Origin of the sequence: Leucobacter ruminantium (assembly GCF_017565705.1) — a bacterium.
Classification (GTDB): Bacteria; Actinomycetota; Actinomycetes; order Actinomycetales; family Microbacteriaceae; genus Leucobacter; species Leucobacter ruminantium.
The window spans coordinates 83,388-98,088 of the sequence record NZ_JAGDYL010000001.1; the positions used below are offsets into that span (position 1 = coordinate 83,388).

Consider the following 14,701-nt stretch of genomic DNA (forward strand, 5'->3'; position numbering starts at 1 on the left):
AGCTCCTCTGCGGCAGCGCGCCGACGGGGGTCGGCGGTCGGTCGTGCGACGGATCCGCCGCATCGCCACCGAGGTTAGGAGCGCGCCCGTCCCATGCGGAATGGGCCGAAGTCCTCGAAGGGGCCGGGCCTCATCGCCCGGCCAGGCCACCGCTGCGAACGAGCACTCCGGGTACGAACGAACACTCCGGGAAGGGTCCCCGGCGTGTGCTCTCGCCCCCGCCGTGTTCGCTCGCGCTTTGCGGGAGCGTCAGGGTGCGCTCTGCTCCAGGCGCTGCGCTGCGGCCGTGATGTCGGCGTCGCTCGCCGTGAGCGCGAGGCGCACGTGCTGCGGCGAGTGATCGCCGTAGAAGTGCCCGGGGCCCACGACGATGCCGAGCCGCGCGAACTCCGCGATGCTCTCCCACGCGTCGACGCCGCGGGTCGCCCACAGGTAGAGGCCGGCCTCGCTGCCCTCGACGCGGTAGCCCGCGGCTTCGAGGGCCGGGAGCAGCACGTCGCGGCGGGAGCGGTAGCGGGCGCGCTGCTCGGCCACGTGCTCCTCGTCGCCGAGCGCGGCGACCATGGCGGCCTGCACGGGCGCGGGTTGCATGAGACCCGCGTGCTTGCGCACGGTGAGCAGGGTCTCGATCAGCGAGGGATCCCCCGCGATGAACGCCGCGCGGTAGCCCGCGAGGTTCGACTGCTTGCTCAGGGAGTAGACGCTCAGCACGCCCGTGTGGTCGTCGCCGACGACGCGGGGATCGAGGATCGATGGGATCCGTTCCGCATCCCACGGCGCGTCCCAGCCGAACTCGGCGTAGCACTCGTCGCCCGCGATGACCGCGCCGAGCTCGCGCGCCCGCTCGACCGCGGCGCGCAGGGCCGGCACGTCCATGACGCGCCCGTCGGGGTTCGAGGGCGAGTTGATCCAGATGAGCCTCGTGCGCTCGGGCCAGTCGGCCGGGTCATCGGACGCGATGGCCTCCGCGCCGACGAGGGCGGCGCCCATCTCGTACGACGGATAGGCGATGCGCGGGAACACGACCGCCTCGCCCGCGCCGATCCCGAGCAGGAACGGCAGCAACGCCACGAGCTCCTTCGAGCCGATGGTCGGGAGGGTCGCCGTCGGGGCGATGGTCACTCCGCGGCGTCGCAGGAACCACTCCGATATCGCGTCGCGCACGGCCGGGGCGCCCGCCGTCGCCGGATAAGCGTGCGCGTCGGTCGCGGCGGCGAGCGCGTCGCGCACGCTCTGCGGCGTCGGGTCGACCGGTGAGCCGATCGACAGGTTCAGCGCCCCGCCCGGGTGGAGCGCCGCCTCCGCGGCGTAGGGCGCCATCGCGTCCCACGGGTAGTCGGGAAGGGCCCCGCGCATGCCGCTACTCCCCCTGCGGCGGGAGCGCCGCGACGATCGGGTGATCGAAGTCGTAGGCTCCGACCTTCGCCGCCCCGCCCGGGGAGCCGATCTCGTCGAAGAACCCGACGTTGGCGGTGTAGTAGTCGGCCCACTCCTCGGGCAGGTCGTCCTCGTAGTAGATGGCCTCCACGGGGCACACGGGTTCGCACGCCCCGCAGTCCACGCACTCGTCGGGGTGGATGTAGAGCGAGCGCTCGCCCTCGTAGATGCAGTCCACCGGGCACTCGTCGACGCACGCGCGGTCCTTCACGTCCACGCACGGAAGCGCGATCACATAGGTCACGGTGCCACCTCTCGTTTCACTCCATGGGCTGCGCGGGCATCGCAACGGTCGAACCGCGCGCGTCGTCGCGTTCGACCGTCTCGCGATCGGAACGCCACCATCTTACTCTCGGCGGAGCGGCCGGCAGGCGCGGCCCGCGCGCCGTGCACTCACTCGGGCGCGTCCGAGGGCTTCGACGGGACCGTCGGGATCGTGGGGATCGTCGTGGTGATGATGGGCACCTCGGTTCCCGGCAGCAGCACGGCTCCCGTATCGCCCTCGTGCGGCAGGATCCCTGCGGAGAGCCCGGCGAACGCGCCCAGATCCGGCCCCTGATCCTCGAGCGCCACCGTGCGCGGGAAGCCCGGCGCGACCTCGACGGTCTCGCCGCGCACCGACACCTCGATCGCGTCCTCCCCCTCGACGACCTCGAAGCGGATCGCGCGCGGCTCGAGCCGCACCCCGAGCCTGCCTCCGCGCCAGGCGAGCTTGAATTCGAGGGATCCCCACCCCTCCGGCAGTCGCGGGTCGAAGCGGAGCGTGCGACCGGCGTCGCGCATACCGGCGAAGCCCTGCACGAGCGCCATCCACACACCGCCCGCCGAGGCGATGTGCACGCCGTCCGACGAGTTCTGATGCAGGTTGTCGAGGTCGACATGCAGCGCGTGCTCGAAGTAGCGGTAGGCGAGCTCGCGATAGCCGACCTCGGCCGCGATGATCGACTGCACGACGGCCGAGAGCGTCGAGTCGCCAGTGGTGAGCGCGTCGTAGTACTCGAAGTCGCGTCTCTTCTCCTCACGGCTGAACTCATCGCTCGCGAGCAGCAGCGCGAGCACCACGTCGGCCTGCTTGAGCACCTGGAAGCGGTAGATCACGAGCGGGTGGAAGTGCAGCAGCAGGGGCTTCTGCTCGGGCGGAGTCGCCGCGAGATCCCACACCTCGCGCTCGAGGAAATGCGCGTCCTGGGGGTGAATGCCCATCTCGTCCGAGTAGGGCACGCTCATGCCCTCGGCGGCCCGCTCCCACGCGTCGACCTCGGATGGATCGAGGCGCAGACGCTCGGCGAGCTCCGCGTAGTGCTCGGGCGCCTCGGCCCGGAGCCGCCGGGCCACCTCGACGGCGAAACGCAGGTTGAAGCGCGCCATGACGTTCGTGAAGAGGTTGTCGTTGACCACGGTCGTGTACTCGTCGGGCCCCGTCACCCCGTGGATGTGGAAGCTGCGCCCGCCCCCAGGATCCTGGCGCCAGAAACCCAGGCTGCACCAGAGCCTCGCGGTCTCGATGGGGATCTCGCTCGCACCCGTGAGCATGAACTCGAGATCGCCCGAGGCCGCGACGTAGCGTGCGAGGGCGTAGGTGATGTCGGCATTGATGTGGTAGGCCGCGGTGCCCGCTGCGTAGTAGGCGCTCGCCTCCTCGCCGTTGATGGTGCGCCATGGGAACAGGGCGCCCTCCTCGCTCAGCATCTGAGCACGGGTGCGCGCCTGATCGAGCATGCGCTCGCGCGCCCGCAGCGCGTTGCGCGCCCACAGCGGCGTCGTGTAGCTCAGGAACGGCAGGGCGTAGATCTCGGAGTCCCAGAAGTAGTGGCCGCTGTAACCGGAGCCCGTGAGCCCCTTGGCAGGGATCCCTCGCCCGTCCGCCCTCGCCGCTGCCTGGGCGATCTGGAAGAGGTTCCAACGCACCGCCTGCTGCACGCCCGGCTCCGCGTCGACGCGCACGTCGCTGCGCGACCAGAACTCGTCGAGGAACGCGCGCTGGCGCTCCCAGCGCGACTCCGCGGGCTCGGCCGCGGCCTGCTCGAGCGTGTGCACGCAGCGGTCGAGCAGCTCGGGCAGCGCCGCCGTCGATGACGAATGGTAGGCGACGGTCTTCACCAGCCGCACCGTGCGACCGCGCCGCGCCGTGCCCTGGAACATGTGCCGCACGCGGTCGGCCGAGGTCTCGACCCGCGCGTGCCACGCACCGGGAACGGAGTCGTCGACGAGCGCGTCGATCTCGCCGAAGCCTGCGATGCCGTCGAAGACGAGCGGGGCGTCGTCGCCCGAATCGAACTCGTGGTCGACCCCCACGCCGAGGCGCATGCCGGAGTTGCGCACGCGGTAGCTGACGACGCTGCGACCGCGATGGTGCCTGGCCGGCCCGGGCTCGAGCACACGCCCGGCCAGCTGCTCGCTCTTCCGGGGGTCGGTCATGACCGCCTCGAAGATCCCGCCGGGGTTCTCGGTGTCCACACGGCCGAGGTCCTGCCGGTTGATGAGGAGGCTGTTCACCGTGAGCTCGGCATCGGCGTCGAGCAGCGTGATCCGCATCTCCAGCGTCGCGAGGTGTCGCGAGGAGAACGACACCATGCGGCGCGTCTCGATGCTCACGCGCTTGCCCGTCGGCGTGAGCCAGAGCAGACTGCGCTCCAAGACGCCGCTGCGCATGTCGAGGGTGCGTCGCACTTCGAGGATGTCCGAGGTCTCGAGGTTCAACCGCTCGTCGTCGACGTAGACGCGAATGGTCTTGGCATCGGGCGCGTTGACGATGGTCTGCCCGTGCTCGGCGAAGCCGTAGGCGTTCTCCGCGTGCTGGATGCGCCAGGTCTCGTGAAGCCCGTTCACGAAGGTGCCGTGCGCGCCGAGCGGCAGCCCCTCCTCGTGGTTGCCGCGCAGGCCGAGGTAGCCGTTGCCGAGCGAGAACAGCGTCTCGTCCTCCCCCGTGAGCGCGCCGTCGATTCCGTGCACCACGAGGCGCCAGGGGTCGGGACCGAAGTCGCGGAACGCCTCGGGGGCGACGTGTCCCGTCGCGTTCGGACGGTCGTCGGCGGGAAGGGGCATCATCGCAGGCACTCCTCGAGATCGTTGACCACCGTGTCGGCTCCGGCGAGGCGCAGCTCCTCCGCCCCCGCGCCGCGGTCCACTCCCACCACCAGGCCGAAACCGCCGGCGCGGGCGGCCGCGACCCCGGACCCGGCGTCCTCGAACACTGCGGAGCGGCCGGGCGCAGCGCCGAGCAGTTCGGACGCGCGCAGGAAGGTGTCGGGGGCCGGTTTTCCAGGCAGGCCCTCTCGCGCCGCGACCACGCCGTCCACCACCGCCGCGAAGCGGTCGCGCAGACCGGAGGCCCGCAGCACGGGCTCCGCATTGCGCGAGCTCGATACGACGGCGAGGGGCTTGCCCACGGCCGCGAGCGCGTCGAGCAGCCGCAACGATCCGGGATAGGGATCGATGCCGTCGCGCTCGAGCAGTTCGGAGAACATGCGGTTCTTACGGTTGCCGATCCCCGTGACGCTCGCGAAGCCGTCGTCATCGGGGCTGCCCTCGGGCAGGACGATGCCCCTCGCGGCCAGCAGCGTCGCGACACCCGCGAAGCGCGGTCGGCCGTCGAGGGAGGCGTAGTACTCGTCTTCGCCGTAGGGCGCCAGACCGCGTTCGGCGAAGAAGCGGTCGAAGGTCTCGGCCCAGGCGCGCATGTGCAGGTCGACGGTGGGCGTGAGCACCCCGTCGAGGTCGAACAGATAGGCGTCGTAGCGGTCGATCAAACGGCAGGCCCTTTCGGAAGCTATTTCTGCGACCCCGCCAGCAGTGCCTGTACGAAGTAGCGCTGGAACGCAAAAAACACTATCAGCGGAATCAGCATGGACAGGAAGGCCCCCGCCGACAGCACGTCGATGTTCGAGCCGAACTGTCTGAGCTGAGACTGGATCGCCACGGTGAGGGGCTGCGAGTCGGTGTTGGTGAAGATCAGCGCCACCAGCATGTCGTTCCAGGTCCAGAGGAACTGGAAGATCGCGAGCGAGGCGATCGCGGGGAGCGCGAGCGGCATGAGGATCTGGAAGAAGATCCGCCAGTCCCTCGCACCGTCGATGCGCGCCGCCTCGAGCATCTCCTCCGGCACCTGGGTGAAGAAGTTGCGCAGGAGGAAGATGGCGAACGGGAGCCCGAACGCCGTGTGGAAGAGGATGACGCCGACCACGCTGCCGAAGATGCCCAGGTCGCCGAAGAGCCGCGCGAGCGGGATGAGCGCGACCTGCAGGGGCACTGCGAGCAGCACGACGACCGCGAGGAAGAGCCAGTCCCTGCCGGGGAAGCGCAGCCACGCGAACGCGTAGGCGGCGAGCGCGCCGATGCCGACGACGAGCACGGTGGTCGGCACGGTGATCACGATCGTGTTCCAGAACGACCCCGTGATCGTCGGGTTGGACAGCAGGTTCGCGTAGTTCTCGATCGTCAGTTCGGCCGGCTTCGTGAGCACGGTCCACCAGCCGCTCGCCGCGTTGTCGCCCGCGCTCCGGAACGACGTGAGCAGCAGGCCGATGGTCGGCACGAGCCAGAACACGGCGACGACGAGCAGCACGACATTGACGAGACCCCGCCCCGCGCCGCGCGCGAGACGCCGGGCGAGCCCCGGTCCCCGCCGCCCCTCATCACCTACGCGCGTTCGAGCGCGGGCGCGCACCGGCGGCCGGCCCGGTTCCCCGTTCGTCTTCGGCCCCACGGCCGCGGTGTCGGCGGTCATCGGCTCCGCTCCTCTCTGAAACGGCGGACGTTGATGATCATCGACGGCAGGACGAGCACGAGCAGCAGGATCGCGAGCGCCGAGCCGAGGCCCTGGTTGCTGCCGCCTCCGAAGGAGACCGTCCACATCTCGACGGCGATCACGTTCGCCGCGGGTTTCGACGCACCGGGCGGGATGACGTAGACCAGGTCGAAGATCTTCAGCACATTGATGATGAGGGTGACGAAGACGACGACCAGCACCGGTGCCAGGAGCGGCACCGTGATCCGCGTGAACACCTGCCACTCGTTCGCCCCGTCCGTGCGGGCGGACTCCTGCAGCGAGCGATCGATCGCGGAGAGGCCGGAGGCGATCATCACCATCGCGAATCCGGCCCAGATCCAGATGTAGGCGAGGATCACGACGATGTTGATGAAGGCGGAGCTCAGCCAGGAGACGCCCTGAGCGCCCGCGTCGAAGTTGGAGGCGGGGAGGGCGATCCGGTAGCTCTCACCGGCCTCGAGCCCTTCGATCGTGTACCTGCCGCCCGCGCCCGTGGTCGCGTAGCCGCGGATCGAGCCGTCCGCGTCGACCGCGTCCACCCGGATTCCCTCGAGTCCTTTCTTCCCCTCACCGATCTCCCCGTTCACGCCGCCGCCTCCGCGCACGACGTCCAGGAAGACCGTCCCCGCGATCTCCGTGTCCGCCGGCGCCGCCGCCTTCCTGGCATCGACGATCCCTTCCGGCAGCGCGCTCTGCCTGATGCCCGTGAGCGGGAAGTTCTGCACCGTCCCGGCCTCGATCGCGTCGCTCGTCGCGATGATGCCGCCGTCGGCTTCGATCCCCGTCTCGCCCCTCGGCTTCGCGCCCGGGTAGCTCGAATCCTCGCCGAAGATGCTCTGCACGCCCACGATCGCCGCGTTCACGACTCCGAGCTGCGGGCTCTCCTGGAACATGCCGCGGAAGATGACGCCGGCCGCGAGCATCGAGATCGCCATCGGCATGAACACGATGAGGCGGAACGCCGTCTTCCATCCCAGCTTGTCCGCGAGCACCGCGAAGATGAGGCCGATGATCGTCACCGTGACGGGCACGACGACCACCCACATGAGGTTGTTGCGGATCGCGGTGAAGGTGGTCTCGTTGGTGAACATGGTCGCGTAGTTCTGCCAGCCCACGAAGGCGGTGCCACTGCGGTCGAAGAAGGAGCGCACGATCGTGTAGACGATCGGATACACGACGAGCGCTCCGAGGATGAGCATTCCCGGACCGAGGAATGAGAGGACGAGCAGTCCTCTGAGCGCGCGGCCGCGTCCGCGGACGCCGCCCCCGCGTCCGCGGACCCGCACCGGAACGGTCTGCGTACGGCTCATCGCCGACCCGCTTCTACTCGTACGCCGCCGCCGCGGCGGCCTCGAGACGCTGCGCCGCGCCGTCGACGTCGCTCGGGTTCTGGTAGAACGCGATCATCTCCTGCCAGAAGCCCTGGCCGGGGGTGCCGCCGAACGCACTCGGAGTGAGATCCGACATGTCGAAGCGCCGGTCCTCCGCCTCCACGAGGGCCTCGGCGATGTCGCGCGACACGTCGTCGGGGTACAGCGAGGTGTCGACCGCCTGATTCGGCGAGATCAGGCCCCCGTTCTGCACCCAGATCTCCGCCGCGTCGGGCGATGCCAGGAACTCCATGAGCGCCGTCGTCGCCTCGCCGTCGTCGAACTGCACCGCGACGTCGCCGCCCGACACCACCGCGGGCGCGGAGCCGCTCACCGCTGGGAAGTCGTAGAAGAGGGCGTTCTCGCCGACCGTCGAATTGCCGTCGGCCGCGATGTTGCCCGCCACGAAGTCCGCCTCGAACACGGTGCCGGCCTGCGGGTCGGAGCCGAAGACCTCGGTCACGCTCGTCGGGAAGTCGCGCTGATCACCGCCCGGCTGCACGAGGTCGCTCCCCCACAGCTCGCCCAGCACTCGCAGCGCCTCCTTCACGGAGTCGTCGGTCCAGGGGATCTCGTGATTCGTGAGCTGGTCGTACTTCTCGGGGCCGGCGGTGCGCAGGTACACGTTCTCGAACCAGTCGGTGAGGGGCCAGCCCACATCGGCGCCGATCGAGATGCCCGCGTACCCCGCATCGCTCACGAGGCCCAGCTGGGTCTTGAAGTCGTCCCAGTCCTCGGGTTCCTGAGCGCCGGCCTCGTCGTAGATGTCCGCGTTGTACCAGACCGTGGACTTGTTCGCGCCCTTGAACCAGACGCCGTAGAGGTCGTCGTCGACCGTGGCGAGATCGATCCAGTCCTGCGCGTAGTTCTCCTCGACCGCCGATCTCACGGAGTCGGCGACCGGCTTGATGTCGCCGTTCTGCGCGAGAGAGCGCATGAGCGCGGGCTGTCCCAGGATGGCGACGTTCGGCGGGGTGCCGCCCTCGAGCTGGCCCTGGATGTAGGTCGGGCCGTTGTCGCCGAAGCTCGTGTACGTCACCTCGGCGCCCGTCCGCTTGCCGAACTCCTCGAGCACGGCCTCGAAGTTCTTCTACTCGTCTCCCGACCAGGCGGCGACCACCTTCAGCGTCTCGCCGGAGAACTCGTCGCCGGAGGCGTCTCCGCCGCCCCCGCCTCCCGCGCATCCGGCCAGCACCAGCGCCGCAGCAGCCGCCCCGGCGCCGAGGGCCGTCGCCCTGCCCCGTCCGCGCCTCCCGACGCTCCTCGAGAATCCGACACCCATGACGTCCTCCATCCGGCAGTTCCGACCTCGCCGAGGACCGGGTGGACCTCGGCCGAGGAGCGCACTCGCTCCGTTCCTCACGCTAGCCTCGGCGCTGGAAGGGCGGCACGGCCTTGCGGAGGAACGGGGTGACGTTGTAAGGGAGACAGGTGAGGGCGAGGGATCCCTATCCCCCTGCGGACAGCCGCGCGACGACGGGGAACGCCGCGATCGCGAGCCAGGCGCCCCCGAAGAGGCACGGGGCGAAGGGGACGCCGCGCTCGGCGCGACCGGAGCGCCGCACCGCGAAGCCCCAGACTGCGGCGATCAGGCAGGCGAGCACCGCCGCCGCGACGATCGCCCACACGCCGCCGAAGAAGCCGAGCGCGCCGCCGACGAGCGGTGCGACTTTCGCATCGCCTCCGCCGATGCCGCCCCGAGCGAATCGCCACAGCAGCGCGAACAGCGCGAACAGGCCGAGCGCGCCGCCGAGCATCAGCGCCAGGCCCTCGAGCGCCGAACCGCGCAGCGCCGTCGGCAGCAGCACCGCGCCCGACGCCGCCAGGGGCGCGAGCGTCGAGGCGGCGCCCCAGCCCACCAGCCGATTCGGCAGGCGTCGCGTCGCGAGGTCGACGATGCTCAGCCAGACCGAGAACACGAGGAAGCCCAGTGCCCCCAGCACCCAGAGCAGCGTCGAGAGGTGGATCAGGAGCCGTGAGCCCTCGCTCACGGCGTGACTTCGGTGCCGATGCCGCGTTCGGTGAAGATCTCGAGCAGCACCGAGTGCGGCTCGCGACCGTCGATGATCGCCGCCTTCGGCACGCCGCCGCGCACCGCGTCGAGGCAGGCCCGCATCTTCGGGATCATGCCGCTCTCGAGCGAGGGCAGCATGGCCTCCAGTTCGTCGGCGGTGATCGACGACACGAGCGAATCGGTGTCGGGCCAGTTCGCGTAGAGGCCCGCGACGTCGGTGAGGATGACGAGCTTCTCGGCGCCGAGAGCCGCGGCGAGCGCGGACGCCGCCGCGTCCGCGTTGACGTTCAGGGAGTCGCCCGGCCGGTCCGCGTCGGGGGCGATCGACGACACGACGGGGATGAGGCCGGCGTCGAGCAGCGCGAGCACGGGCTCGGGGCGCACGTCGACGACGTCGCCGACGAGGCCGAGGTCGACCGTCTCGCCGTCCACCTCGAACGGCGGGCGGCGGCGACCCACGAAGAGCCCCGCGTCCTCGCCCGTCGTGCCCGCGGCGAGGGGGCCGTGCGCGTTGATCTCGTCGATCAGCTCGGGGTTCACCTTGCCGGTGAGCACCATGCGCACCACGTCCATCGTCTCGGGGGTCGTGACGCGGTAGCCGCCCTTGAACTCGCTCTCGATGCCGAGGCGCGCGAGCATCGCGTTGATCTGCGGGCCGCCTCCGTGCACGATGACGGGCCGGATCCCGGTGTGGCGCAGGTACACGACATCCTCGGCGAAGGCGCGCAGCAGCGCGTCGTCGACCATGGCGTTGCCGCCGAACTTGATCACCATGACCCGGTCGCGGAACTTCTTGAGCCACGGCAGCGACTCGATGAGCACCTTCGCCTTGGCCGCTGCCTGCTCGTGGTCGAGCGTGGTGGTGGTGTTGGTCATGTGGCTTCCTAGCTCGAGTAGGCGCTGTTCTCGTGCACGTAGTCGTGCGTCAGGTCGTTGGTGCGGATGGTCGCCGTGTGCTCCCCCGCGAAGAGGTCGATCTCGACGTGCGTGCGCCGCGGAGTCAGGTCGCACTCCTCGACCGGGCGGTCGGGGGCGCCGGCGTGGCAGAGCCGCACCCCGTTGAAGGCCACGTCGACCCGGTACGGATCGAAGTCGGCCTCCGTCGTGCCGATGGCGGCGAGCACGCGTCCCCAGTTGGGGTCGTTGCCGAAGATCGCCGCCTTGAACAGGTTGTTGCGGGCGACCGAGCGGCCCACCTCGACGGCGTCGGCGACGCTCGCGGCTCCGCGCACCTCGATGTCGATGTCGTGGCTCGCGCCCTCCGCGTCGGCCTGGAGCTGCGCGGCGAGCGAGTCGCAGACGGCGGCGAGCGCCGCGGCGAAGGCGTCCTCGTCGGGTGCGACGCCCGAGGCGCCGCTCGCGAGCAGCGTGACCTGGTCGTTCGTCGACATGCAGCCGTCGGAGTCGAGGCGGTCGAAGCTGGCGGAGGTGGCGCGCCGTAGCGCGCGGTCGAGGGCCGCGTCGTCGAGCACCGCGTCGGTCGTGATGACGACGAGCATGGTGGCGAGGCCGGGCGCGAGCATACCCGCGCCCTTCGCCATGGCGCCGATCGTCCAGCCGTCCGGCGAGACGTGGGTGGCGGTCTTCTCGACGGAGTCGGTGGTGAGGATCGCGGAGGGTGCCGTCGTGTCGTCGGCGTCGAGCGCTTCGACGAGCGCGGGCACGTTGTCGACGATCTTGTCGCGGAACACCTGGTCGCCCGTGCCGATGAGGCCGGTCGAGCAGACGAGGATGCGCGCGGCGGCGTAGCCGGCAGGGTCGCCCTCGCCGAGCGCGGCGGCGACGGCTTCGGCTGTGAGGCGCGTGGTCTCGTAGCCGAAGTCGCCGGTGAAGCAGTTGGCACCGCCCGAATTCAGCACGATGGCGCGCGCCGCGCCGTGCTGCGCGACCCTGCGGCTCCAGAGGATGGGGTTGGCCTGCGCGCGATTGCTCGTGAAGACGACGGCGCTGGCGCGCTGCGGGCCGTCGTTGACGACGAGCGCGAGGTCGGGCTTGCCCGTCGTCTTGAGGCCTACGGCGAGGCCGGAGGAGCGGAAGCCCCCGGGGGCGGTGACGGTCATGGCGTTCTCTCCGTGTCGAGGGGCGGAAAACCCGGCTGGATTCGATGATTCTGGCCGAAAAGTCGCCCCTCGGCACCGGCGCGGCTCACGGTGCGACCCCGTTCATGGGGAGGCCGGTAGTCTCGGGGATGCCGAGCGCGATGTTCGCCGACTGGATCGCAGCGCCCGCTGTGCCCTTTGCGAGATTGTCGAGGGCCGCGACGACGACGACGCGGCCCGCGGCCTCGTCGATCGCGAGGCCCATGAGGCAGGTGTTGGCGCCGAGTGCGTCGGCGGTGCGCGGGAAGACTCCCTCGGGCAGCAGGTGCACGAACGGCTCGTCGGAGTACGCGGCCTCCCACGCGGCGCGCACCTCGCCCGCGGAGGCGCCCGCGGCGAGCCTGGCGGTCGAGGTCGCGAGGATCCCTCGGCTCATCGGCACGAGCACGGGGGTGAAGCTGAGGCTCGGCTCCTCGCTCGCGCCTGCGGCGCGCAGAGCCTGCCTGATCTCGGGGATGTGCCGGTGCGTGCCGCCGACCGCGTAGGGGTTCGCGGTGCCCATGAGCTCGGCCCCGAGCAGGTGCGTCTTCGCGGCCTTGCCCGCTCCCGACGGCCCGACGGCGAGCACCGAGACGATGTCGCGCGGCTCGATCACGCCGGCGGCGATGCCGGGTGCGAGCGACAGCGAGACCGTCGAGGCGTTGCATCCGGGAGCGGCGATGCGCGCGGCCCCGACGAGGCGGTCGCGCTGCTTCGCGAGGGATCCCTCGCCCGCCACCGGCAGCTCCGGCACGCCGTAGGCCCACGGCTCGTGATGCTCTCCGCCGTAGAAGGCGGCCCAGTCGGTCGCGCTCTCGAGCCGGTGGTCGGCGCCGCAGTCGACGGCGAGGCGCACGTCGCGCAGCTGCGCGGTGAGGGCGCCGGACGCGCCGTGGGGCAGCGCGAAGAAGACGATGTCGTGGCCGTCGAGCACCTCGGGCTCCGTGGGCTGCAGCGTCAGCTCCGCGAGGGATCGCAGGTGCGGCTGCGACTCGATGAGCGGGCGCCCGGCCGACGAGTGTCCCGTGACCGTGCGGATCTCGAACTCGGGGTGCCCGGCGAGCAGCCGCAGCAGCTCCCCGCCCGCGTAGCCGCTGGCTCCGGCCACGGCAACCGAATAGGTCATCGACTTCCCTCCGTCAAGACACGCGAACGCCTTCTATTCTGGCACCTCGCGCGGCCCGGTCGGGCGCCTTCGGCTCGGGGTCAGGCGAGGCGGCCGTGAGCGCGCGCCTTGGGGCCGAAGCGCTCGCCGATCGCGATCTCGAGCATCTGCTCCCCCTCGCCGAGGGCGTTCTCGAGCAGTCCTATGGCGCGCTCGCTGCCGCGCAGCACGATCGTGAGCTCGTGCTGCGCAGGCACCCGCTGCTCGTAGGCGACGGCCTCACCCTCTCCGTCGCGCTGCTCCTCGCGCAGAACGTCGAGGATGGCGCGGCGCACCAGGTCCCTCACTTCGCCCATCTCGCTCAGCTCATTCATGCGAGCCACCGCCTTTCTCGCCGTCCGTCTCGGCCGACCGCCGTCTCCATGCCCGCACTCCTCACACGCCGACCCGGCGCACGACCCGCTCGAAGCTGCTCAGGAACCGGTCGGCGTCGGCGTCGTCGAAGACGAGCGGGGGCCGGATCTTGAGCACGTTGCCGTTCGGGCCCGCCGCGCTGATGAGCACGCCCTCCTCGCGCATCCCGTCGACCACCTGACCGGTGACCTGCGGGTCGGGGGTGAGCGCCGGATCGCTGCGACTGAACTCGACGCCGATGTAGAGGCCGGCGCCGCGCACGTCGGTCGCCCGCCCCGCGCGGGAGAGGATGCGCTCCATCTCGCCGCGCAGGCGACGACCCTGGGTCGCGACGTTCGAGAGCACGCCCGAATCCTGCACGATGTTGAGCACCTCGTGCGCGGCGGCGATGCAGGCGTTGCCGCCGCCGAAGGTGTTGAAGTAGGGCACGCGAGCCCCGAAGTCCTCGAAGAGGTCCCACTGGCCGACCACGCCTGCGACCGGCAGACCGTTGGCCATCGGCTTGCCGAGGGTCACGAGGTCGGGGAGGATGCCGAAGCGCTCGTAGCCCCAGAGGTGGTCGCCCGTGCGCCCGAAGCCCGACTGCACCTCGTCGAGGATGAACAGGCCGCCGGCTCGCCGCACCACCTCCGCGGCGCGGCGCAGCACGCCGTCGTCGGCGGGGTGGATGCCGTCGGTGGAGAAGACGCCGTCGACGATGAACGCCGCGAGGCCGACGCCGCGGCTGGCCAGGTCGTCGATCTGCGCCTGCACCTGCGCGGCGAACCACTCGCCGAGATCGATCCCCCGCATGCGGTAGGAGTCGGGGGCGGGCACGAGGCGCACGTCGCGATCGAGGATCGTGCCGGGGCCGCCCGCGGGCGAGAAGCTGCTGACGAGCGAGGTGTTGCCGTGGTAGGCGAACTGCGAGGCAATGATGCCGTTCTGGCCGGTGACCTGGCGCGCCACGCGCACGGCGAGGTCGTTGGCCTCCGAGCCGGTGCACACGAACATCGCGCGGTTGAGGGCCGGGTGGAAGGTGCTGAGCAGCGCCTCGGCGTAGGCCACCACCTCGTCCTGCAGGTAGCGGGTGTTGGTGTTGATCATGCTGAGCTGATCGGACATCGCCCGCACGACCCGCTCGTTCGCGTGGCCGACGCACGGCACGTTGTTGTAGGCGTCGAGCAGTTCCTCGCCGCTCGCGTCCCACAGCCGCGTGCCCTTGGCGCGCACGGGATGGACGGGGCGGCTGTACTGCAATCGGTAGCTGGGGCCGAGCAGTGCGGAGCGGCGCTCGATCATCCGCCTGGTCCCGCCGTCGACCAGCGAGAGATCCTGCACGCTGTTGACGGTGACGGCGTCGAAACGGGCCGGTGCCTGTCCACTCATATTGCTTCCGTTCTTCCCAGGGGTCCGAAACCCATGCAACCACACATTGCAACCATTTACAACCATTTATTGCGACGGCGAGGGATCCGTTCCCGGCGCCGCCGGGAACGCGCGCAACGGGCATGTCGCCCGCCGCGTCCGCGAGGG

14 protein-coding genes are annotated in these 14,701 nt (G+C 70.7%); all 14 read right to left on the bottom strand.

Annotated elements, in window-relative coordinates:
• Window positions 1–249: 249 nt before the first annotated feature.
• On the bottom strand, window positions 250–1,356 hold the full coding sequence (dapC, locus tag J4H91_RS00365; protein WP_208044265.1) for a succinyldiaminopimelate transaminase: 1,107 nt from the start codon (window positions 1,354–1,356) through the stop codon (window positions 250–252).
• 4 nt (window positions 1,357–1,360) lie between these two features.
• Window positions 1,361–1,681 (bottom strand): ferredoxin, encoded by a 321-nt coding sequence (fdxA, locus tag J4H91_RS00370; protein WP_208044266.1) that lies wholly within the window; start codon window positions 1,679–1,681, stop codon window positions 1,361–1,363.
• Between the two features lie 149 nt (window positions 1,682–1,830).
• Window positions 1,831–4,482 carry a glycoside hydrolase family 65 protein gene (locus tag J4H91_RS00375; RefSeq protein WP_208044570.1) on the bottom strand — a complete coding sequence of 884 codons (2,652 nt, stop codon included), beginning with the start codon at window positions 4,480–4,482 and terminating at the stop codon, window positions 1,831–1,833.
• Window positions 4,482–5,186 carry an HAD family hydrolase gene (locus tag J4H91_RS00380; RefSeq protein ID WP_208044267.1) on the bottom strand — a complete coding sequence of 235 codons (705 nt, stop codon included), beginning with the start codon at window positions 5,184–5,186 and terminating at the stop codon, window positions 4,482–4,484. The genes J4H91_RS00375 and J4H91_RS00380 overlap by 1 nt, the downstream gene beginning before the upstream one ends.
• 20 nt (window positions 5,187–5,206) lie before the next feature.
• The gene (locus J4H91_RS00385) at window positions 5,207–6,163 is read right to left on the bottom strand and encodes a carbohydrate ABC transporter permease (protein ID WP_243752464.1); all 957 of its coding nucleotides are present in this window, start codon (window positions 6,161–6,163) and stop codon (window positions 5,207–5,209) included.
• Window positions 6,160–7,515 carry a carbohydrate ABC transporter permease gene (locus tag J4H91_RS00390; RefSeq protein ID WP_208044268.1) on the bottom strand — a complete coding sequence of 452 codons (1,356 nt, stop codon included), beginning with the start codon at window positions 7,513–7,515 and terminating at the stop codon, window positions 6,160–6,162. The genes J4H91_RS00385 and J4H91_RS00390 overlap by 4 nt, the downstream gene beginning before the upstream one ends.
• A 13-nt stretch (window positions 7,516–7,528) precedes the next feature.
• A complete protein-coding gene (locus J4H91_RS00395; RefSeq protein ID WP_341783366.1) occupies window positions 7,529–8,650 on the bottom strand; it encodes an ABC transporter substrate-binding protein in 1,122 nt (373 codons plus the stop codon).
• 15 nt (window positions 8,651–8,665) lie between these two features.
• Window positions 8,666–8,857, bottom strand: a complete 192-nt coding sequence (locus J4H91_RS15395; protein ID WP_243752465.1) for a hypothetical protein — start codon at window positions 8,855–8,857, stop codon at window positions 8,666–8,668.
• 166 nt (window positions 8,858–9,023) lie between these two features.
• Entirely contained in the window at window positions 9,024–9,566 is a 543-nt protein-coding gene (locus J4H91_RS00400) for a prepilin peptidase (RefSeq protein ID WP_208044269.1), read from the bottom strand.
• On the bottom strand, window positions 9,563–10,465 hold the full coding sequence (argB, locus tag J4H91_RS00405) for an acetylglutamate kinase (RefSeq protein WP_208044270.1): 903 nt from the start codon (window positions 10,463–10,465) through the stop codon (window positions 9,563–9,565). The genes J4H91_RS00400 and argB overlap by 4 nt, the downstream gene beginning before the upstream one ends.
• Before the next feature lie 8 nt (window positions 10,466–10,473).
• Complete coding sequence (gene argJ / locus J4H91_RS00410) at window positions 10,474–11,649, bottom strand: bifunctional glutamate N-acetyltransferase/amino-acid acetyltransferase ArgJ (protein WP_208044271.1); 1,176 nt, start codon at window positions 11,647–11,649, stop codon at window positions 10,474–10,476.
• Between the two features lie 85 nt (window positions 11,650–11,734).
• The gene (gene argC, locus J4H91_RS00415; RefSeq protein ID WP_208044272.1) at window positions 11,735–12,793 is read right to left on the bottom strand and encodes an N-acetyl-gamma-glutamyl-phosphate reductase; all 1,059 of its coding nucleotides are present in this window, start codon (window positions 12,791–12,793) and stop codon (window positions 11,735–11,737) included.
• 80 nt (window positions 12,794–12,873) lie between these two features.
• A complete protein-coding gene (locus tag J4H91_RS00420) occupies window positions 12,874–13,146 on the bottom strand; it encodes a hypothetical protein (RefSeq protein WP_208044273.1) in 273 nt (90 codons plus the stop codon).
• 61 nt (window positions 13,147–13,207) lie between these two features.
• A complete protein-coding gene (locus J4H91_RS00425) occupies window positions 13,208–14,554 on the bottom strand; it encodes an aspartate aminotransferase family protein (RefSeq protein ID WP_208044274.1) in 1,347 nt (448 codons plus the stop codon).
• Window positions 14,555–14,701 lie beyond the last annotated feature (147 nt).

Excerpts from the sequence above, each read along its gene's own strand:
- dapC (WP_208044265.1), bottom strand. The coding sequence starts at position 1,356 with ATGCGCGGGGCCCTTCCCGACTACCCGTGGGACGCGATGGCGCCCTAC.
- J4H91_RS00375 (WP_208044570.1), bottom strand. The coding sequence starts at position 4,482 with ATGCCCCTTCCCGCCGACGACCGTCCGAACGCGACGGGACACGTCGCC.
- J4H91_RS00385 (WP_243752464.1), bottom strand. The coding sequence starts at position 6,163 with ATGACCGCCGACACCGCGGCCGTGGGGCCGAAGACGAACGGGGAACCG.
- J4H91_RS00390 (WP_208044268.1), bottom strand. The coding sequence starts at position 7,515 with ATGAGCCGTACGCAGACCGTTCCGGTGCGGGTCCGCGGACGCGGGGGC.
- J4H91_RS15395 (WP_243752465.1), bottom strand. The coding sequence starts at position 8,857 with ATGGGTGTCGGATTCTCGAGGAGCGTCGGGAGGCGCGGACGGGGCAGG.
- argB (WP_208044270.1), bottom strand. The coding sequence starts at position 10,465 with ATGACCAACACCACCACCACGCTCGACCACGAGCAGGCAGCGGCCAAG.
- argJ (WP_208044271.1), bottom strand. The coding sequence starts at position 11,649 with ATGACCGTCACCGCCCCCGGGGGCTTCCGCTCCTCCGGCCTCGCCGTA.
- argC (WP_208044272.1), bottom strand. The coding sequence starts at position 12,793 with ATGACCTATTCGGTTGCCGTGGCCGGAGCCAGCGGCTACGCGGGCGGG.
- J4H91_RS00420 (WP_208044273.1), bottom strand. The coding sequence starts at position 13,146 with ATGAATGAGCTGAGCGAGATGGGCGAAGTGAGGGACCTGGTGCGCCGC.
- J4H91_RS00425 (WP_208044274.1), bottom strand. The coding sequence starts at position 14,554 with ATGAGTGGACAGGCACCGGCCCGTTTCGACGCCGTCACCGTCAACAGC.